This window comes from Streptomyces sp. NBC_01288, assembly GCF_035982055.1.
Taxonomy (GTDB): domain Bacteria; phylum Actinomycetota; class Actinomycetes; order Streptomycetales; family Streptomycetaceae; genus Streptomyces.
On the sequence record NZ_CP108427.1, the window covers coordinates 2,451,923 to 2,470,758 of the forward strand.

The 18,836-nt window shown below is 70.8% G+C and carries 18 protein-coding genes; 11 read left to right on the forward strand and 7 right to left on the reverse strand.

The genetic code is table 11. The annotated features are described in order from the left end of the window. Nucleotides 1-2: 2 nt before the first annotated feature. Nucleotides 3-452 carry a hypothetical protein gene (locus OG194_RS10685; protein WP_327400629.1) on the forward strand — a complete coding sequence of 150 codons (450 nt, stop codon included), beginning with the start codon at nt 3-5 and terminating at the stop codon, nt 450-452. Between the two features lie 19 nt (nt 453-471). After that, nucleotides 472-1,179: a hypothetical protein gene (locus tag OG194_RS10690; RefSeq protein WP_327400630.1), complete on the forward strand. Its 708-nt coding sequence runs from the start codon at nt 472-474 to the stop codon at nt 1,177-1,179. Between the two features lie 95 nt (nt 1,180-1,274). Here OG194_RS10690 and hemQ read toward each other — a convergent pair whose 3' ends face one another. Further along, nucleotides 1,275-2,006, reverse strand: a complete 732-nt coding sequence (gene hemQ / locus OG194_RS10695; protein WP_327400631.1) for a hydrogen peroxide-dependent heme synthase — start codon at nt 2,004-2,006, stop codon at nt 1,275-1,277. A 4-nt stretch (nt 2,007-2,010) separates the two neighbouring features. Beyond that, nucleotides 2,011-3,441, reverse strand: coding sequence for a protoporphyrinogen oxidase (hemG, locus tag OG194_RS10700; protein WP_327400632.1), 1,431 nt, complete (start codon nt 3,439-3,441; stop codon nt 2,011-2,013). 162 nt (nt 3,442-3,603) lie between these two features. Between hemG and OG194_RS10705 the strand changes: the two genes are divergently transcribed. Further along, nucleotides 3,604-4,524 carry a DUF4349 domain-containing protein gene (locus OG194_RS10705; RefSeq protein ID WP_327400633.1) on the forward strand — a complete coding sequence of 307 codons (921 nt, stop codon included), beginning with the start codon at nt 3,604-3,606 and terminating at the stop codon, nt 4,522-4,524. 27 nt (nt 4,525-4,551) lie between these two features. Beyond that, complete coding sequence (locus tag OG194_RS10710) at nt 4,552-5,952, forward strand: FAD-dependent oxidoreductase (RefSeq protein ID WP_327400634.1); 1,401 nt, start codon at nt 4,552-4,554, stop codon at nt 5,950-5,952. 5 nt (nt 5,953-5,957) lie between these two features. Here OG194_RS10710 and OG194_RS10715 read toward each other — a convergent pair whose 3' ends face one another. After that, nucleotides 5,958-6,284 (reverse strand): hypothetical protein, encoded by a 327-nt coding sequence (locus OG194_RS10715; RefSeq protein ID WP_327400635.1) that lies wholly within the window; start codon nt 6,282-6,284, stop codon nt 5,958-5,960. A gap of 125 nt (nt 6,285-6,409) precedes the next feature. On the opposite strand from OG194_RS10715, the gene OG194_RS10720 reads away from it, so the two are divergent. Further along, nucleotides 6,410-7,234 carry a rhomboid family intramembrane serine protease gene (locus OG194_RS10720; RefSeq protein WP_327400636.1) on the forward strand — a complete coding sequence of 275 codons (825 nt, stop codon included), beginning with the start codon at nt 6,410-6,412 and terminating at the stop codon, nt 7,232-7,234. Nucleotides 7,235-7,241: 7 nt separating this feature from the next. On the opposite strand, the gene hemE is transcribed toward OG194_RS10720, so the two are convergent. Further along, nucleotides 7,242-8,309 (reverse strand): uroporphyrinogen decarboxylase, encoded by a 1,068-nt coding sequence (gene hemE / locus OG194_RS10725; RefSeq protein ID WP_327400637.1) that lies wholly within the window; start codon nt 8,307-8,309, stop codon nt 7,242-7,244. A 146-nt stretch (nt 8,310-8,455) separates the two neighbouring features. On the opposite strand from hemE, the gene OG194_RS10730 reads away from it, so the two are divergent. From OG194_RS10730 to OG194_RS10755, 6 genes are all read left to right on the forward strand, one after another. Continuing rightward, nucleotides 8,456-9,082 carry a DUF3000 domain-containing protein gene (locus OG194_RS10730; protein WP_327400638.1) on the forward strand — a complete coding sequence of 209 codons (627 nt, stop codon included), beginning with the start codon at nt 8,456-8,458 and terminating at the stop codon, nt 9,080-9,082. 237 nt (nt 9,083-9,319) lie between these two features. After that, nucleotides 9,320-9,982, forward strand: coding sequence for a response regulator transcription factor (locus tag OG194_RS10735; protein WP_030605794.1), 663 nt, complete (start codon nt 9,320-9,322; stop codon nt 9,980-9,982). Nucleotides 9,983-10,150: 168 nt separating this feature from the next. Further along, nucleotides 10,151-11,428: a ribonuclease D gene (locus tag OG194_RS10740; RefSeq protein WP_327400639.1), complete on the forward strand. Its 1,278-nt coding sequence runs from the start codon at nt 10,151-10,153 to the stop codon at nt 11,426-11,428. A 299-nt stretch (nt 11,429-11,727) separates the two neighbouring features. Further along, a complete protein-coding gene (locus tag OG194_RS10745) occupies nt 11,728-12,945 on the forward strand; it encodes a thiolase family protein (protein WP_327400640.1) in 1,218 nt (405 codons plus the stop codon). Beyond that, the gene (locus OG194_RS10750; RefSeq protein WP_327400641.1) at nt 12,942-15,080 is read left to right on the forward strand and encodes a 3-hydroxyacyl-CoA dehydrogenase NAD-binding domain-containing protein; all 2,139 of its coding nucleotides are present in this window, start codon (nt 12,942-12,944) and stop codon (nt 15,078-15,080) included. The genes OG194_RS10745 and OG194_RS10750 overlap by 4 nt, the downstream gene beginning before the upstream one ends. A 337-nt stretch (nt 15,081-15,417) precedes the next feature. Next, a complete protein-coding gene (locus OG194_RS10755; protein ID WP_327400642.1) occupies nt 15,418-16,023 on the forward strand; it encodes a hypothetical protein in 606 nt (201 codons plus the stop codon). Between the two features lie 17 nt (nt 16,024-16,040). Here OG194_RS10755 and OG194_RS10760 read toward each other — a convergent pair whose 3' ends face one another. From OG194_RS10760 to OG194_RS10770, 3 genes are read right to left on the reverse strand one after another with little or no spacing between them, the layout of a single operon-like run. Further along, nucleotides 16,041-17,306 carry a phosphodiester glycosidase family protein gene (locus OG194_RS10760; protein ID WP_327400643.1) on the reverse strand — a complete coding sequence of 422 codons (1,266 nt, stop codon included), beginning with the start codon at nt 17,304-17,306 and terminating at the stop codon, nt 16,041-16,043. After that, a complete protein-coding gene (locus tag OG194_RS10765; RefSeq protein WP_327400644.1) occupies nt 17,299-18,027 on the reverse strand; it encodes an Ig-like domain-containing protein in 729 nt (242 codons plus the stop codon). Before OG194_RS10765 ends, OG194_RS10760 begins: the two co-directional genes overlap by 8 nt. Further along, entirely contained in the window at nt 18,024-18,836 is an 813-nt protein-coding gene (locus tag OG194_RS10770; RefSeq protein WP_327400645.1) for a rhamnogalacturonan acetylesterase, read from the reverse strand. Before OG194_RS10770 ends, OG194_RS10765 begins: the two co-directional genes overlap by 4 nt.

Sequence of the window (18,836 nt, forward strand, 5' to 3'; positions counted from 1 at the left end):
ACATGACACAGACACCGCGCCACCCCGATGATCCCGTTCCCCTTCCGGCCCCTCCCGGGCCGGCCGGGAAAGGGGCCGCGGGCAGGGCCCGGCGTTGGCTCACCCGCGACCTCACCGCACTGTGGATCTGGACCTGTCTCCTGGGCATGTGCGGCAGTCTGGTCGCCGCCGTCCGTGCCGCGCTCGCGTTCAACGGCGTGCCCGATCCCGGTGACGAGTGCGGGGCTCTCGGCGCCGACACCGACTTCGTACGGGTCGCCATCCGCGTCTTCCCCCCGTCGGCCCGCTGTGTCTTCCGGCAGCACCCGTCCTTCGAACTCGTCCCCCCGTGGGTCTCCCCCGTGCTGATCGTCTGCCTGGCGGCAACGGTGCTGGGAGGAGTCGCCGCGATCTACAGCGCCCTGCGCACCTGGGCATCCGCCCGACGACAGACCACCCGCCCTCTGACCTGAAAACGGAGAGTGCCCGACGATGCGTGACGACACGGCTGAAGCAAGACCGAGCGGTACCCGACCGACCCGCCGCGCGGTACTGGCCACCGGCGTCGGCCTGGCCGGCGCACTCTGGATCACCGGTACCGCCGCCGGTACGGCACATGCGGCGATGGACTCCGGCACCTGGGACGGGTCCACTTCGCAGAATGGCTGGAAGGTCGCGCCCTCCGCCGGATCCAGGATCAAGACCCTCCGGATCGAGGGCAGCGACGTCTCAGTGGCTCTGTGGGACGGCGCGGTCGCGACCGTCCTGCTGCACGTGGCCCGACGCTTCCACTACGAGATCCACCCACTGTCGAGCGGTGATGTCACCGGTCACTCGACCCACCGGAAGGTCGGTGCGGCCTTCGAGAGCAACTACCTTTCCGGCACCGCCCTCGCGATCCGTCCCCTGCTCTATCCGGTCGGCGTCAAGGGCGGCTTCTTCCCCGACGAACTGATCGTCCTGCGGGACATCCTCGCCGACTGCGAGGGCGCGGTTCGCTGGGGAGGCGACGAGCGCGGGGTGGTCAAGGAGAGCCATTTCCAGATAGACGTCAAGCCCGGCAGCGCACTGCTCCGGAAGGTCGCCGCGAAGATCGACACCTGGGCCGTCACTCCGGGCGCCGGCGCCGGCGCCATCGACCCCTTCGTCCCGGCCAGGCGCAAGGCCGCCCGCGCGCTGGAACACCGCCAGGCAGCCTGACCGAACTGCCCCCCGTCCGCCGAGTGTCGGACGGGGGCGGCAGGCAAACGCGCCCGAGCCCCACAGTCGACAAGGCCCCACGCCCTAGGGGCCGCCTATGCCAGGCCCGCTACCAAGTCGCCGATGTCCTTGCGGCGGCCCGTGTAGAAGGGGACCTCCTCGCGGACGTGCATGCGGGCCTCGGATGCGCGGAGGTGGCGCATGAGGTCGACGATGCGGTAGAGGTCGTCGGCCTCGAAGGCGAGGAGCCATTCGTAGTCGCCGAGGGAGAAGGAGGCGACCGTGTTGGCGCGCACGTCCGCGTAGCCGCGGGCCATCTTGCCGTGGTCGGCGAGCATGCGGCGGCGGTCGTCGTCGGGGAGCAGGTACCAGTCGTAGGAGCGCACGAACGGGTACACGCTGACGTAGTTGCGCGGGGTCTCGTCGGCCAGGAAGGCCGGGATGTGCGAGCGGTTGAACTCGGCGGGGCGGTGCAGCGCCATGTTCGACCAGACCGGGTCCAGGGCGCGGCCGAGCTTGGTGCGGCGGAAGAGGTTGTACGCCTCCTGGAGCTGGTCGGCGGTCTCTGCGTGCCACCAGATCATGAGGTCGGCGTCGGCACGCAGGCCCGAGACGTCGTACGTGCCGCGGACCGTCACGTCCTTCGCGGCGAGCTGGTCGAACAGGTCCTGGACCTCGTCGGCGTAACCCGCGCGGTCCTCGGGCAGCACGTCCTTCAGCTTGAAGACGGACCACAGCGTGTAGCGGATGGCCTCGTTGAGGTCCTTGGCCAGCTTGCCCTTGTTCGGGATGCGGCCGGGCTCGGTGGTGGGGGCGTCGTCGCTCATGGGGCTATTCTCCCGCTCCGCCGGAGGCGCTCGGCACCGGGTCACCGGTCAACCGCTCGACGGCCGCGTACGCGCTCGCGATGGTGGCCGGGATGCCGACGCCGTCGTACGCCGCGCCGCAGACCGCCAGGCCGGGGAGCTTGCCCACGTGCTCACGGATACGGGTCACGCGCGCGTGGTGGCCGACCGGGTACTGCGGCAGGCCGTCGGTCCAGCGGGTGACGCGGGTCGCGACGGGCGCGGCGTCCAGGCCCGTCGCCTCGCGCAGGTCGTGGCGGGAGACGTCCACGAGGCCGGTGTCGTCGCGCTCCAGGATCGTCGTCTCGCCGTACCGGCCCACCGAGGTGCGCAGGACGACCACGTCCGGGTTCTCGTCAGCGATCCAACCCCACTTCTGGGAGGCGAAGGTGGACGCCTTGATGGTGCGGCCGTCGACCGGCGGCACCAAGAAGCCGCTGCCTTCCGGGAGTTCGATGTCCGCGCGGCGGTAGGCAAGCGTGATCAGGGCCATCGAGGCGTACTCGACGGCGCCCAACTCGGCTGCCGCGCCGGGGACTTCGTCCCGTAGCAGTGCGGCGGCGACCGGCGCGGGTACGGCGACGATCACGCCGTCGGCATCCAGCACATGGTCTCCGGCGACCACTCGCCAGCCCGCTGACCCGCTGCGGCGCAGCTCCGTCACCGGGGCCCCGGTGAGGATCTCGGCGCCCCGCGCGCGTGCCGACTCCGCGACGACGAGCGGGAGTTGGCCCACTCCGCCCTCGATGCCCATGAAGACCGGGCCGGTCTGCTGTGCGGCGGCGGCGCGCTCCTGGATGCCCCGGACGGCCTCGGTGAGGGAGTCGTGGGTCTTCGCGGCCTGGTACAGCTGCGGGACCGCGGAGCGCATCGAGATGCGGTACGCGTCGCCCGCGTAGACACCGCCCAGGAGGGGTTCGACGAGGCGGTCGACGACCTCGCGGCCGAGGCGTGCCGCCACGTACTCGCCGACCGCGACGTCGTCGCCGACCTCCGTGCGGGGCAGGTCGGCGTCGCGCTCGATGCGGTGCAGGCCCTCGTCCGAGAGGACTCCGGAGAGGGCGGACGCGGTGCCGGGGACGCCCATGACGTGGCCCTTGGGCATGGGGCGCAGCGCACCCCGGGTCCAGATCGACGCGGTGGCCGTGGCGGGCGCCTGGAGGCGGTCGGTGAGGCCCACCTCGCGGGCCAGCGCGACGGCCTCGGGGCGGCGGGCCAGCATCGACTCGGCGCCGAGGTCCACGCGGGCGCCCGCGATCTCACCGGGCAGCAGCTTGCCGCCGACCCGGTCCGACGCCTCGACGACGGTCACGCGCACGCCTCTGTCCAGCAGCCGGTGTGCGGCGGCCAGCCCGCCGATCCCGGCGCCGATGACGACGACATGCCCTGTGCCCGTACGAGTCTCCACTTCACGCATGCACCCAGCCTCTCAGACCCCACTGACAGTCCGACTCCGGCCCGGTGTCCGACGCGCGGGCCTGTCCGTGACCGCATCGCAACCCGTTCCGGCCAACGTCCCGCCCTGTCCCGGCGTCGAAGGTGCGTCAGTCGTCACGACGAACCTCGGGGGTACCGACCCATGCGCACACGACACTCCGCACGACCCGTCCAGGCCCTGGCCGGCCTCCTGCTGGCCTCGGCGCTCGCACTGGCCGGGTGCAGCGGCGCGAGCGACAAGAGCTCCACTGCCAGCGATGCCGGCGCGGGCGCGAACGACAAGGCCGTCGCACCGCAGGAGGGCGCGTCCGGCAGCGGCAACGCCAGGAACACCAAGGCCGTCCCCAAGCTCACCGCGAGCAGCATCATCCGTACGGCCTCGCTGTCCGTGCGGGTCAAGGATGTACCGAAGGCCCTCGACGAGGCCCGTACCACCACCGAGAACGCGGGCGGGTTCGTCGGCAACGAGTCGACCAGCCGGGACGGGCAGGGCCATGAGCGCACCCGGGTCGTCCTGCGCGTGCCCAGCGACAAGTACGACGAGGTCCTCGCCGACCTGGAGGGCGCGGGCAAGCTGCTCGACCGCACCGCGAAGGCACAGGACGTCACCGACCAGGTCGTGGACGTGGACAGCCGCATCGCCTCGCAGCGGGCCAGCGTGGCACGCGTGCGTGACCTGATGGACCGGGCCACCAAGCTCAGTGATGTGGTGGAGCTGGAGGGCGAGTTGAGCACCCGCGAGTCCGACCTGGAGGCGCTGCTGGCCCAACAGTCCTCCCTGAAGGACCGCACCAGCCTGGCGACCATCACGCTGTCCCTGTCGCAGACCCCGGTGGCGAAGGCCGCCGCGAAGGACGACACCCCCGGCTTCGTGGACGCCGTGGCGGGCGGCTGGCACGTCTTCGTGACGATGCTGCGCTGGATCGCCCTGTCGCTCGGCGCGGTGCTCCCGTTCGCGGCCGTGGCGGCGCTGGCACTCGTCGTGTGGCTGCGTCTCGTACGGCCGCGTCGGGCGACGACCGTTCCGGCGGTCCGGCTGGAGGAGTCGGGTGGGCAGGACTGAAATGATCGGTCCCCGTAGCGTGTTCGCATGAGCATGAGCCGTGCGAGGGGTACCCGGGAACGACTGGTCGTCATCGGCGGAGACGCCGCGGGCATGTCCGCGGCGTCGCAGGCCCGCCGCCTCAAGGGGCCGGACGAGCTGGAGATCGTGGCCTTCGAGCGCGGCCACTTCACCTCGTACTCGGCGTGCGGCATCCCCTACTGGGTGGGCGGCGACGTGTCCGCACCGGAGGAGTTGATCGCCCGCACCCCCGAGGAGCACCGCGAGCGCGACATCGACCTGCGCATGCGCACCGAGGTCGTGGAGCTCGACGTCGCGGGTGGGCGGGTACGCGCGCGGGACGTCGATTCCGGGGCCGAGTCCTGGACGTCGTACGACAAGCTCGTGATCGGGACCGGAGCGCGGCCGATCCGGCCGGACATGCCCGGGGTCGACGCCCCCGGAGTGCACGGGGTGCAGACGCTCGACGACGGGCAGGCGCTGCTCGACTCGCTGGCACGCACGCGTGGGCGTCGCGCGGTGGTGGTCGGGGCCGGGTACATCGGGGTGGAGATGGCGGAGGCGTTCGTCAACCGCGGGTATGACGTCACCGTCGTCAACAGGGGCAAGGAGCCGATGTCCACGCTCGACCCCGACATGGGTCGCCTGGTGCACAAGGCGATGGAGGGCCTGGGCATCACCATGGTCGACGACGCCCATGTCACCGAACTGCTCACCGGGGACGACGGTCGGGTGCGGGCCGTGGTCACCGAGGACGCGGAGTACCCGGCGGATGTCGTGGTGCTGGGGATCGGTGTCCGGCCGGAGACCTCGCTCGCGAAGGCGGCCGGGCTGCCGGTCGGGCAGCACGACGGGCTGCTCACCGATATGGCGATGCGGGTGCGCGGGCACGAGAACATCTGGGCCGGGGGCGACTGCGTGGAGGTGCTCGACCTGGTCTCCGGGCAGGAGCGGCACATCGCCCTGGGGACACACGCGAACAAGCACGGGCAGGTCATCGGCACCAATGTGGGCGGCGGTTACGCCACCTTCCCCGGGGTGGTCGGTACCGCCGTCAGCAAGGTGTGCGACCTGGAGATCGCGCGTACCGGGCTGCGCGAGAAGGACGCCCACCGCGCGGGCCTGCAGTTCGAGACGGTCACCATCGAGTCGACGAGCCGCGCGGGCTACTACCCCGAGGCCTCCCTCATGACGGTGAAGATGCTCGCCGAACGCCGAACCGGACGTCTCCTGGGCGTGCAGATCGTCGGTCGTGAGGGCGCCGCGAAGCGTGTCGACATCGCGGCGGTCGCCCTCACGGCCCGGATGACGGTGGAACAGATGACGGCCCTGGACCTGGGCTACGCCCCGCCGTTCTCACCGGTGTGGGACCCGGTCCTGGTGGCGGCCCGAAAGGCGGCCGCCAAGATCCAGGCGAGCCTGCGGTAAAGCGTTTACGCCGTGCCGTTGATGCGGTCTATGGCCTGCCGTGCCTGCTCGGCCGGCGGCCTGGCGGGCAGCGAGGACACCGACGCGCTCGGCGGCATCATCGCGGCGGGCTGTGCCGCCGCCGCGGGCTTCGCGTGGGCGCCCAGCGCGTTGGACCGCAGCCGGTTGCTCACCGCCTCGTCCAGAGTCACCGGCCGCTGCATCTGCGCGGCGAGCCGGCCCGCTTCCTGGCCGAGCCTGGCGACGTCTTCCCAGGGGAGGCGCACCACCAGGGAGATCTCGGCCTCGCCGTCGGGCGTGGCGGTCATCTGAGGGGAAATACGGTCGTTCATCGCCTGTTCCTCACGTCGTCCCCGCGACACGCCTTCCCCGCGTCGCGGGCGGTTGAGGAGTCATACGCACAGGCGGACGGCGGTGTTCACCGGTTCGCCGCGCGTATCGGGGGCACTAATCCCTTGTGGTCATCCCCGTCCATGACGTGAACCCGGTGCGCCGCACCCCTTGGGTGACGTACGCGCTCGTCGCCGCGAACGTGCTCGTCTTCCTGTTCACGCCCGGAATGGCGGGCTCCGTGGCAGGCGGCAGCGACCTCTCGCAGCTGTGCCATCTCCAGGCGTTCCTGGACCACTACGCGGCCGTACCGCGGGAGTTGATCCACCATCAGATGCCGCAGCTGGTCCCGACCGGCGCCGTCCAGGCCGGCCCCGGCGGCCCTTCCTGTGCGGCCGGACCGCCGAGCTACGACAAGTCGGCCCCGCTGAGCGTCTTCACCGCGATGTTCCTGCACGGCAGCTGGATCCACCTGCTGGGCAACATGCTGTTCCTGATGATCTTCGGCAACAACGTCGAGGACCGCATGGGCCACATCCGCTACACGCTCTTCTACGTAGTGTGCGGTTACGCGGCGGGCTACGGCTTCGCGCTGCTCAACGCGGACTCGGCCGACCCGCTGATCGGCGCCTCCGGGGCGATCGCCGGTGTCCTGGGCGCCTATCTGGTGCTGTACGCGAAGGCCAGGGTGTGGGTCCTGGTGCCGTTCCTGTTCTTCCTGCCGCTGCGCCTGCCGGCCTGGCTGGTGCTGGGCTTCTGGTTCGTGCTCCAGGCGTTCTACTCGTCCGGCGAGGGCGTCTCCGACGCGGGCACGGTGGCGTACGAAGCCCATGTCGTCGGGTTCCTGGTGGGCATGCTGCTCGCCTGGCCGCTCAAGGCGGGCACTCCCCCGCCGCCGGAACCGCGCGGCCTGCTGTTCGGCAGGCGGGCGAGGCCCCGGCACACGTGGTGAACGCTCCCTAGAGGGCCGTCTCGGTGTGGACGTACTCCACCAGCCGGGTCAGCGCGTCCGGGTCGGTGGACGGCATCACGCCGTGCCCGAGGTTGAAGATGTGCCCCTCCAGGCCCTTCGCCGCGTCGAGGACCTCGCGGGTCTTCTCCTCGACGGCCTCCGTGGGGGCGAACAGGACGGTCGGGTCGAGGTTGCCCTGGAGCGCCTTGCCGGGGCCGACACGGCGGGCGGCCTCGTCCAGCGGGACGCGCCAGTCGACGCCCACGACGTCCGCGCCGGCCTCACCCATCAGGCCGAGCAGCTCGCCGGTGCCGACGCCGAAGTGGATGCGCGGGACGCCGTAGCCCTCGACGGCCTTGAAGACCTTGGCGGAGGCGGGCAGCGCCGAGCGACGGTAGTCGGCCGGGGCGAGGGCGCCGGCCCAGGAGTCGAAGACCTGGACGGCGCTGGCACCCGCCTCGATCTGGACCTTGAGGAAGGCGGCCGTGATGTCGGCGAGGCGGTCGAGGAGGTCGTGCCAGAGCTCGGGGTCGCCGTACATGATCGCCTTGGCGTTCTCGTACGTGCGGGACGGGCCGCCCTCCACGAGGTAGCTCGCGAGGGTGAACGGGGCGCCGGCGAAGCCGATGAGGGGGGTGGAGCCGAGCTCGGCGGTCAGCAGGCCGATGGCCTCCGTGACGTAGGAGACGTCCTCGGGGGTGAGGTCGCGGAGCTGGGCCAGGTCGGCGCGGGTGCGGATCGGCTTCTCGACGACCGGGCCGACGCCGGGCTTGATGTCGAGGTCGATGCCGATGGCCTTGAGCGGGACGACGATGTCGCTGAAGTAGACCGCCGCGTCCACGTTGTGCCGGCGCACCGGCTGGAGCGTGATCTCGGCGACCAGCTCGGGTCGCGTGCAGGAGTCGAGCATCGCGATGCCCTCGCGCGCCTTGTGGTACTCGGGCAGCGAACGGCCGGCCTGCCGCATGAACCACACGGGTGTGTGCGGAACGGGCTCGCGCCTGCACGCCTTCATGAAGGCGGAGTCGTAAGTGGCGGTCGGCTGCTGGCCCGCGGGGCTCTGGTTGGCACTCACGGGGCAAGTCTCGCACGGCGCCAGAAGGCGATTACACGGTGTGCTGAGCGGAAGAGCGGGTGTCTAGTCCCGCACGATGCCTCCGTTCCCCTTAATCTTCCCGCATGGCTGCGGCTCAGGGACGATTGTCGGATGGCGCTGACGGGATGGACGACTCCAAGGAGGGGGACCGGGATGGGGGCGGTGCGGCGCCGCCGGCTTTCCAGGCAGCGGTCCAGGCCCTGCGGAACAGCAGGCTGAGGCCGCAGATCGAGATCGATCCGACGCCCGCGCCCCAGCGGCTCGCCCCTTACGCGTACGCGTTGGAGGCCGCGGTCGTCGACGGCGACCAGGACCTGGCCGACGGCCGGCTGGTGCTGCTGCACGACCCGGACGGGCACGACGCCTGGCACGGGACGTTCCGGCTGGTGACGCTGGTGCGCGCGGAGCTGGAGCCGGAGATGGCGGCGGACCCGTTGCTGCCCGACGTGTGCTGGTCCTGGCTGACCGGCGCGCTCCAGTCGCGCGGACTGACGTACGGCGAGGCGAGCGGCACCGTCACGCGGGCCAGCTCCCACTACTTCGGCGGGCTGTCCGAGCGGCCGTCCGCGTCCCAGATCGAGATCCGTGCCTCGTGGACGCCGCGCGAGGGCCTCGGTGGCGTTCCGGACACGGCGGCGCATCTGGCCTCCTGGTGCGATCTGCTGGCCCAGGTCGCGGGCCTGCCCCCGGCGGGCCCGGGCGACGCGTCCATCGTCACGCTGCCGCAGCGCCGGGGCCCGCAGTCACGCTGAGCCTTACCCGAGACACACCGAGGTCTTACCGATCGTTTCCGGTGTCTTTGTCGATACGGCCACTTTCAATCAGGAGTGGCCCATCGAACGAGCCGTTTCGTTCACCGAACGATCGACAGCGTGTCCGAATTGCACTGATTGCTACTCACTAAATCGTGATCTTTCTCTAAAGGACCTGGGGTTTGGTGCCGAAGACGACTGTGACCTTGAAAGTCGTCCCGCACCCCAGGAGGCCTGGTGTCCGTTCTTCTTGAGCAGCCCGCAAGCCTGGTCGCCTACCGCCCGAACAAGCCGACCGCCATGGTGGTCGTGGCCGACCCGCGCGTACGCTCCACCGTCACCCGCCACCTGTGGGCGCTCGGTGTGCGCGACGTCATCGAGGCCTCGTCCGTCGCGGAGGCTCGTCCCCGCATCGGCAACCCCCGCGACATCTGCGTGGCAGACGTCCACCTTCCCGACGGTTCCGGTCTCACCCTGCTGTCCGAGACCAGAGCCGCAGGCTGGCCCAACGGCCTGGCCCTGTCCGCCGCCGACGACATCGGTGCCGTGCGCAACGCCCTCGCGGGCGGCGTCAAGGGCTACGTCGTCACCGGCACCCGCACCAACGTCGGGCTCCCCACCCGGCCCGGCGCCGCCCCCATCGGCTCCGCCGCCGCCCGTATGCACCGCCGCCCCCCGGGTTCCCCGAGCCACCCGGGTGGCTACCGCGAACTGTCCGGCCGTGAGGTCGAGGTCCTGCGTCTGGTCGCGGAAGGCCAGTCGAACAAGGCCATCGGCGTCTCCATGGGCCTGTCCGCACTGACCGTCAAGAGCCACCTCGCCCGCATCGCCCGCAAGCTCGGCACGGGTGACCGAGCCGGCATGGTCGCGGTGGCGCTGCGCACCGGAATCATCCACTGACCCCCTCCCGCAACCCCGTCCCCACACCCCCTTCCGCTCTCCTTCCCGCTCCCCCCTTCGAGCCGTGAACCGGATCTTTCACTTACCTGACTGGTTTACGACCCCCAGACGCCCGTCGACGGAACGTTCCGTCGGCGGGCGTTGTCCATACGCGGATACTCTTGACAGGTGACCGACGCCCAAGAAACCGCAGCAGACAGCTCACTGCGAACCACCGGAGGCGCCCCTCCGGACGACGTCGAAACGGCGCCGATCCCTTTGCTTGAGCCCCGGGAGGGCATTCCGCCCGTGATCGCCGACGAGGACGCCCTCGCCGAGGTGATCGCGGCCTTCGCCGCCGGCACGGGTCCCGTGGCCGTCGACGCCGAGCGCGCGTCCGGCTACCGCTACGGACAGCGCGCCTATCTGGTTCAGCTGCGCCGTGAGGGCGCGGGCACCGCACTGATCGACCCCGTCGCCTGCCCCGACCTGTCGGGCCTCGGTGCGGCCATCTCCGGCGTCGAGTGGGTGCTGCACGCCGCCACCCAGGACCTGCCCTGTCTGCGCGAGATAGGCATGGTGCCGACGCGGCTCTTCGACACCGAGCTGGCGGGTCGGCTCGCCGGATTCCCGCGGGTCGGACTGGGCGCGATGGTCGAGGGCGTACTCGGTTTCGTCCTGGAGAAGGGGCACTCCGCCGTCGACTGGTCCACCCGCCCGCTGCCCGAACCCTGGCTGCGCTACGCCGCTCTCGACGTCGAACTCCTCGTCGATCTGCGGGACGCGCTGGAGAAGGAACTCGACCGGCAGGGCAAGCTGGACTGGGCCCGCCAGGAGTTCGACGCGATCGCGGCGGCGCCGCCCGCCGAGCCCCGCAAGGATCCGTGGCGTCGTACGTCCGGGATGCACAAGGTACGGCGGCGCCGGCAGCTCGGTGTCGTACGGGAGCTGTGGCAGACGCGGGACCGGATCGCGCAGCGTCGGGATGTGTCGCCGGGGAAGGTGCTGTCGGACGCGGCGATCGTGGAGGCCGCGCTCTCTCTTCCCGCCGACGTGCAGGCGCTGGCCGCGTTGAACGGGTTCGGGCATCGGATGGGGCGACGACAGCTGGAGCAGTGGCAGGTGGCCGTGGATCGGGCCAAGGCGATGCCCGACTCCGCGCTGCCGCAGCCTGGGCAGCCGGTCACCGGGCCGCCGCCGCCTCGTGCTTGGGCCGACAAGGATCCTGAGGCCGCGGCTCGGTTGTCTGCGGCGCGGGCTGCGGTGTCGGCGGTGGCCGAGGGGCTGAACATGCCTCAGGAGAACCTCATTACTCCGGATACTGTGCGGCGGGTTTGCTGGGAGCCGCCGAAGAGTGTGGATGTGGCTTCTGTGGGGGCCGCGTTGGCGGGGTACGGGGCTCGGGCTTGGCAGGTTGAGCAGGTTGCGCCGGTTCTGGTGGAGGCGTTGACCGCGAAGGCGCCGTAGGGGTTGTGCGTCGTTTTGCGGGTGCGGGTCCGTTGTGGCTGGTCGCGCCCCGCGGCGGAGCCGCGTATCGATACAGCCCCGCGCCCCTGAACAAAGGGCTCGGAAGCGGAACCTTGGCGTCGAGATCAGGCCAAGATCCTCAGGTGGTGCGTGGGGAACCGGGCGCGGGCGGGGTGTGACGTTCGCCGCTCCCGGCCCCGGGGGTGGGCAGGTTGGTTACCCGCAAGTAGCATGGGTACTGAGCGCGCGCTCAGCGCATCGCGGCAGTGCCGATCCCGCACCCTGGAGGAGAGCCAATCGTGCCTCGTACCGTCAGGGACGTCGTCTTCGTCGACGGCGTCCGCACCCCGTTCGGCAAGGCGGGCCCGAAGGGCATCTACCACGAGACCCGGGCCGACGACCTCATCGTGAAGGCGATCCGGGAGCTGCTGCGCCGCAACCCCGGACTCGACCCCGCGAAGATCGACGAGGTCGCCATCGCCGCGACCACGCAGATCGGTGACCAGGGGCTGACCCTGGGGCGGACCGCGGGCATTCTCGCCGGGCTGCCGCAGTCCGTCCCGGGCTATTCGATCGACCGTATGTGTGCGGGCGCGCTGACCGCCGTCACGACCACCGCGGGCTCCATCGCCTTCGGTGCGTACGACGCGGTCATCGCCGGTGGTGTCGAGCACATGGGCCGCCACCCGATGGGCGAGGGCGTGGACCCGAACCCGCGGTTCGTGAGCGAGAAGCTGGTCGACGACTCCGCGCTGTTCATGGGCATGACCGCGGAGAACCTGCACGACCGCTACCCGCACATCACCAAGCAGCGTGCCGACGAGTACGCGGTGCGTTCGCAGGAGAAGGCCGCCAAGGCGTACGCCAACGGCAAGATCCAGCAGGACCTGGTGCCCATCTCGGTGCGCAACACCAACGAGCAGGTGGGCGAGGTGGGTTGGGGTCTCGTCACCGCCGACGAGCCGATGCGGCCGGGGACGACCCTGGAGAACCTGGCTGGTCTGAAGACGCCGTTCCGTGTGCACGGGCGGGTCACCGCCGGCAACGCGGCCGGTCTCAACGACGGTGCCACCGCGTCGATCATCGCGAGCGAGGACTTCGCGCGCGAGCACAACCTGCCGGTGAAGATGCGTCTCGTGTCGTACGCCTTCGCGGGCGTCGAGCCGGAGGTCATGGGCTACGGCCCGATCCCGGCGACCGAGAAGGCGCTCGCCAAGGCGGGTCTCGGTATCGAGGACATCAACCTGTTCGAGGTCAACGAGGCCTTCGCCGTACAGGTGTTGGCCTTCCTCGACCACTACGGCATCGCGGACGACGACGAGCGCGTCAACCAGTACGGCGGCGCGATCGCCTTCGGTCACCCGCTGGCCTCGTCGGGCGTGCGTCTGATGACGCAGCTGGCCCGGCAGTTCGAGGAGCAGCCGAACGTCCGCTACGGCCTGACCACCATGTGCGTCGGCTTCGGCATGGGCGCCACGGTCATCTGGGAGAACCCGCACTTCGAGGGGGACAAGTGAGCACCACCACCGAGCTTCTGAAGGGTGCGGCCGAGCTGTTCCCGGACGAGGTCGTGACGTCCGCGCACGTCCGTCACCTCGAACTGCCGTACAGCGCCGGGCGGTTCGCGCTCATCACGCTGGACAACGGCTTCGACCACACCAAGCCGACCACCTTCGGCCCGGCCTCGCTGGCGAATCTCGACACCGCCATCGACCAGGTCGAGAAGGAGGCGGCGGCCGGCGAGATCGTCGGTGTCGGCATCACCGGCAAGCCGTTCGTCTTCGCCGTCGGCGCGGACCTGAAGGGCGTCGAGCTCCTCAAGAACCACGACGACGCACTCGCCATCGGCAAGGGCGGCCACGAGGTCTTCAAGCGCCTCGCGGACATCGCGGTCCCGACCTTCACGTACTACAACGGCGCGGCCATGGGCGGCGGTGTCGAGGTCGGTCTGCACTGCGAGTACCGCACGGTGTCCAAGCACATCGCGGCGTTCTCGCTGCCCGAGGTCTTCCTCGGCCTCGTTCCCGGCTGGGGCGGCTGCACGCTGCTGCCGAACCTGATCGGCGCGGAGAAGGCCGTCTCGGTGATCATCGAGAACAGCCTCAACCAGAACAAGCAGCTCAAGGGCCAGCAGGTCTTCGACCTCGGGATCGCCGACGCGCTCTTCGAGGGCGCCGACTTCCTGGAGCAGTCGCTGATCTGGACGGCGAACGTCCTCAAGGGCGACATCAAGGTCGAGCGTCCGGCGATCGACCGCGGCGAGGCCTGGGACCAGGCCGTCGCCAAGGGCCGTTTCGTCGCGGACTCCAAGGTGCACGGGGCTGCCCCGGCCGCCTACCGCGCCCTCGACATCATCGGGGCCGCGAAGAACGGCGACCTCCAACAGGGCTACGACGCCGAGGACCTGGCGCTCGCCGACCTCATCATGGGTGGCGAACTCCGCGCCGGTATCTACGCGTTCAACCTCGTGCAGAAGCGCGGCAAGCGTCCGGCGGGTGCGCCCGACAAGTCGCTGGCGCGTCCGGTCACCAAGGTGGGTGTGGTCGGCGCCGGTCTGATGGCCTCGCAGCTCGCCCTGCTCTTCCTGCGCCGCCTCGAAGTGCCGGTCGTCCTCACGGACATCGACCAGGAGCGCGTCGACAAGGGGGTGGGTTACGTCCACGCCGAGATCGAGAAGCTGCTCGGCAAGGGCCGTATCAACCAGGACAAGGCCAACCGCCTCAAGGCCCTGGTCACCGGTGTGCTGGACAAGGCCGAGGGCTTCTCCGACGCCGACTTCATCATCGAGGCCGTCTTCGAGGAGATCGGCGTCAAGCAGCAGGTGTTCGCGGAGGTCGAGGCGGTCGCCCCGGCGCACGCGATCCTCGCCACCAACACCTCCTCGCTGTCCGTCTCCGAGATGGCGTCGAAGCTGAAGAACCCCGAGCGGGTCGTGGGCTTCCACTTCTTCAACCCGGTGGCGATTCTGCCCCTGTTGGAGATCGTGCGTGGCGAGCAGACGGACGACGCGTCGCTCGCGACCGCGTTCGCGGTGGCCAAGAAGCTGAAGAAGACAGCGGTGTTGGTGAAGGACGCCCCGGCGTTCGTCGTCAACCGCATCCTCACCCGCTTCATGGGCGAGATCCAGAACGTCATCGACGAGGGCACGCCGGTCGCGGTCGCGGAGAAGGCGGTCGAGCCGCTCGGCCTGCCCATGTCCCCGCTCGTTCTGCTGGAGTTGGTCGGTCCGGCCATCGGGCTGCACGTCTCGGAGACCCTCAACCGGGCCTTCCCGGACCGCTTCACGGTCTCCCCGAACCTCGCGGCCGTCGTCAAGGCGGGCAAGCGTGGCTTCTACGTGTACTCCGCCGAGAACGGGTTCAAGCCCGAACTCGACCCCGAGGTCGCCGCGTTGCTCAAGCAGGGCGACTCGGTGCTCACCGAGGAGCAGGTGCGGGACCGGGTCCTGGACGCGGTGGCGCAGGAGATCGGGCTGATGCTCGACGAGGGCGTCGTCGCCGAGGCCCAGGACATCGACCTGTGCCTGATCACGGGCGCCGGCTGGCCCTTCCACCTGGGCGGCATCACGCCGTACCTGGACCGGGAGGGCGTCTCGGAGCGGGTGAACGGCAAGCCGTTCCTGGCGCCGGGCGTGGCCAGCGTTCCGGCGTAACGGCCGTCGTACGGACGTGAGTTGGGGAGGGCCTCCGCTTCCGGGCGGAGGCCCTCCTCTCATGCGCCGGCGTCGGCTGTCGCGAGCCGTGCCGTCAACTCGGCGTTCTCCGCCTCCAGTTGCGCGATGCGCTTGCGGGAGTTGGGACTGGGGCGTGGCCCCGCGGTTGCGGTAGGGGCAGTACCCGACTTCGCCGCAGATGTTCAGGAGACGACCGTCAACTCCGGTACGGCGACGGATTGTTCGGCCGCGTGGGAGGCCCGGATCGGGCTTCGTGTCGTCACGGTGCCACGTCCGCGGCCACGCGCTGGTGCCAGAAGTTGAGGCGGTAGGCGTCGTGCACGGCAGGGTCGTCGAGCCCGAGGCGAAGAGCGGGATACCGATGACGGGAATTCCGGGCGGCGCCTACGACCTTTCCGTGCGGGTGACCAGTCCGGCCGAGGGAATCGACCGGCGGACGAAACTCGTGGCGCGTCGCCCTTTCGACATCCGGCGCCCGTTCGGCGGCCTGGAGATCTCGCTCGTCGGGGACGAGAAGGGGGTGCGACTGCTGCGCCGGCCGGTCATCGGGCATTTCTCCCAGGAGACGGCCTTCGCGCTGGAGAAGAGCTGGCTGAAGGAGCGCACCCTGCACGTGGAGGGAGTCTTCTTCGTCCACGGGATCGAGGCCGCCGCGCACGGGCACGCCCGTTACTACCTCGTCCTGCGGGGCGCGCAGGCCACGTATTCGTTCCGGCTCGGCATGTCCCGCAAACCGGCCGCCGTACGGCCGCACTTGCGCCGCGGTGATTTCGGCTCTTATGAATTCGCCTATTTCGCCACCTCGGGGTACAAGGGAATCGCGCTCACGAACGCCGTGCCCGGTGACTACGAGGTGTTCATCTCGATGAGCACGGGCGGATCCCTGTTCTCCGCGGCGGCCGACGGCATCACCCTTTCCTGAACTCCACCGGGTCGCCGTTATTTCGGCAGGATCGCGATTCCGTCGGCGACCCGGCGTTCGGTCACCGCACCGTTCTCGGTGCCCCGGGGGCTGTTGCGGAGTTCCCCGTCCACGACGACCGTGGTGGAGCCGCCGCCGTCGAGATTGACGGCGTCGACGGCACCGAAGGACAGCAGCAGCCGTGCCGTCTCGGTGGGGGTCGCGCCGACGCTGACGCCCTTCGCCCGGCCGTCGACGGCGACCAGCAGCAGGGTGCCGTCCGCCGTGACACCGGCGGCGGTGCGGGGTTGGCGGTCGGTGCCGAGCCGGGCCGCGTCCGGGTCGGGGGCGCCGTCGCGGACCAGCCACGCGCTGCCGCCAAGCGCGGTGTCCACCAACCCCTGGGCGAGCGGCCGACCGTCGGCGTCGGTGAGCCGTGTCGACACGGCGATGTTCTCGCCCTTCTTCGTGTGCGCCCGCAGCCAGTGGGCGCCGGTGCCGATCCCGTACAGCGAACTCCCGCCCTCGGGCAGTGGCCCGCCCGCCGGGGTCCGGGTGCCGAGGACGGTTCCGTCGGCGGCGAGCAGAACCTCCGTACTGCCGACGGGTCCTGACGGAGTGTCAGTGCCCCATTCCTCGGTGAAGGAGACGACCTCGTCGGGGTCGGTGCACAGCCCGTTGTACGGCGTCTTCCGTAGCTGTCCGGTGGCGGCGATCCGGTCGTCGCCGACCCCGCCGCAGCCCAGGACACGGCCCGCGACCCGGTCGACGCCGTCCAGTTCGCGCTGAGCCCCGTCGGCGGCGCGCACTCTGCCCGTGGTGGAGGTCTCGGCCACGCGAGCGGTGAGCCGTCCGTTCCTCTCGCCGAGCAGGAGCGCGGGGCGGCCGGCCAGTGCCTCGCTCAGCACCCGGCCCTTCTCGACGTACAGGCCGAGCGGGTCGCCCTCGTGGCCGGCGTAGTCGTGGCCGGTGGCGATGTCGTAGTAGGTGCCGTTGACGGCGGCGAGCGCCCCGGCCGGGGCGGCCATCGAGCGAACCGTCTCGGAGCCGGCCAGGTCGGAGCCGTATGTACCGGTGACCCTCACCCGGGCGTCGGGCTCGACGTCGAGCACGTACAGCCGCACCGGCTCACCGTCCCCGAGCCGCTCGGTGAGTTCCCGGTACCGCACGCCGGTGGGGAGCGCGGAAGGAGTCGGGGACGCGGCGGGGCCCGACGACACCGAGGGGGGTGTCGACGAGGTGCAGCCCATGAGCGTCAGCGCGAGCAGGGCGGCGCCGAGGGTGCCCGTACGGCGGCTACCCATACGTCGGCAGCGCGCCCGGCGATGCCCCGAAGTCGCCGATGTGGACGGTGACCTCGGACCACACCCGGTGGCCGAGCTCGTCCTCGAAGGCCAGCTCGAAGCGGTCGTAGCCCAGGTGGTCGTGGTCCGCCTGGTAGGTGACGCTGCCGTCGGACCGGCAGGTGAGCGTGCCGTGCCGGGCCAGGCCCACGCCCATGAAGCGCAGGCCGGGGAGCGGGCTGTGGCCGGCGGGCAGCACCGCCCGGCCGCCCGGGCGCAGGGTCATGCTCTGGCCGGGGAGCCAGTGCCGCCGTACGCGGAAGCCCGCGTCCGAGACGGCCGCGGAGGGAATGAGCTTGTCGCCCTGGGCGGGCATCAGGCCGACGATGATGCGGGGCAGCAGCACCGCGCCCTCGGCGGCGTTGTCGCCCACGCGGATACGGCAGGTGACGGTGCGGGGTTCGGCGTCGCCGGCGTAGGTGGCGTAGCGGCCGTTGTTGAGGTGGCTGGTGCCCTGGTGGCTGACCATGGCGGCGACGCCGCCGAGGAAGTCGTCGAGGAGATAGCCGTAGGTGCGGTAGGCGCCGCCGGTGGGGGTGACGACCAGGGTGAGGGCGAACTCCTGGCCGGGGGCGACCGGTTGGGCCGGGTCGGCGTCGGCGAAGAGTTCGAGGGTGCCGCCGATCTGCGGGGCCTGCGGGTGGGTCACCCAGGCGCGGGCGAGCGGGTACCAGTCGCTCATCGCGCCGCCCCGCTCTCCACCAGCGCGCCGCGGTCGCGTCGCGCCGGGACGGCGCCGACCCGCTCCTTGGTCAGCCGCTCGAAGACGTCGTCGTCGAGGAACTCGATCGCCGTCTCCGGGATGTTCGCGTCGAGGTTGCGGAAGTAGTCCGGGGTGAGCAGGGACCGCGCGCGCAGTTCCCCGGCCACGAACCGGGCGCATTCCAGGGCCCCGTGGCCGCGCAGATGGGTGTTGTCGGCGACGCCGTCGGGGTAGTTGGGGTGTTCGGCGGGGTCCAGGTGGAGGAAGAGGTCCCGGGTGCCCTGCGGGCCGGCCTGCCGCCACCAGCCGACGCTCCACGCGTTGAGGTCGAGCAGCGGCACGGACAGACCGGCCGCCAACTCCCGCATGGCGCCCGGGTAGAGGCCGAGGGGGCGGCGCATGTTGCCGTGCTCGTCGAAGACCCGGCGCTCGTGGCTGGTGACGAACACCGGGTGCGCGCCGCGCTCACGGGCGCCGTGGACGTACTGGCGCAGGAACCGCTGGAAGTCGCCGAAGGGTTCGGTGAAACGGCCGTCGCCCGGCTTCATGTCGATCAGACCGAAGGAGATCAGCAGCAGGTCGCCGGGGGCGATGTTCTCCAGGATCCAGGCGAGCCTGCCGCGTTCCAGGAAGCTGCGCGAACTGGAGCCCGCGCGGGCCGCGTTGACGACCTCGGCGGTCCGGACGAACAGGTGGAGCACCTGGCCCCAGCCGACCATCGGCGCCATGCTCCGCGGCCGGCTGGTCACGCTGGAGTCGCCGGCGAGGAAGATCCTCGGGTGTCGCAC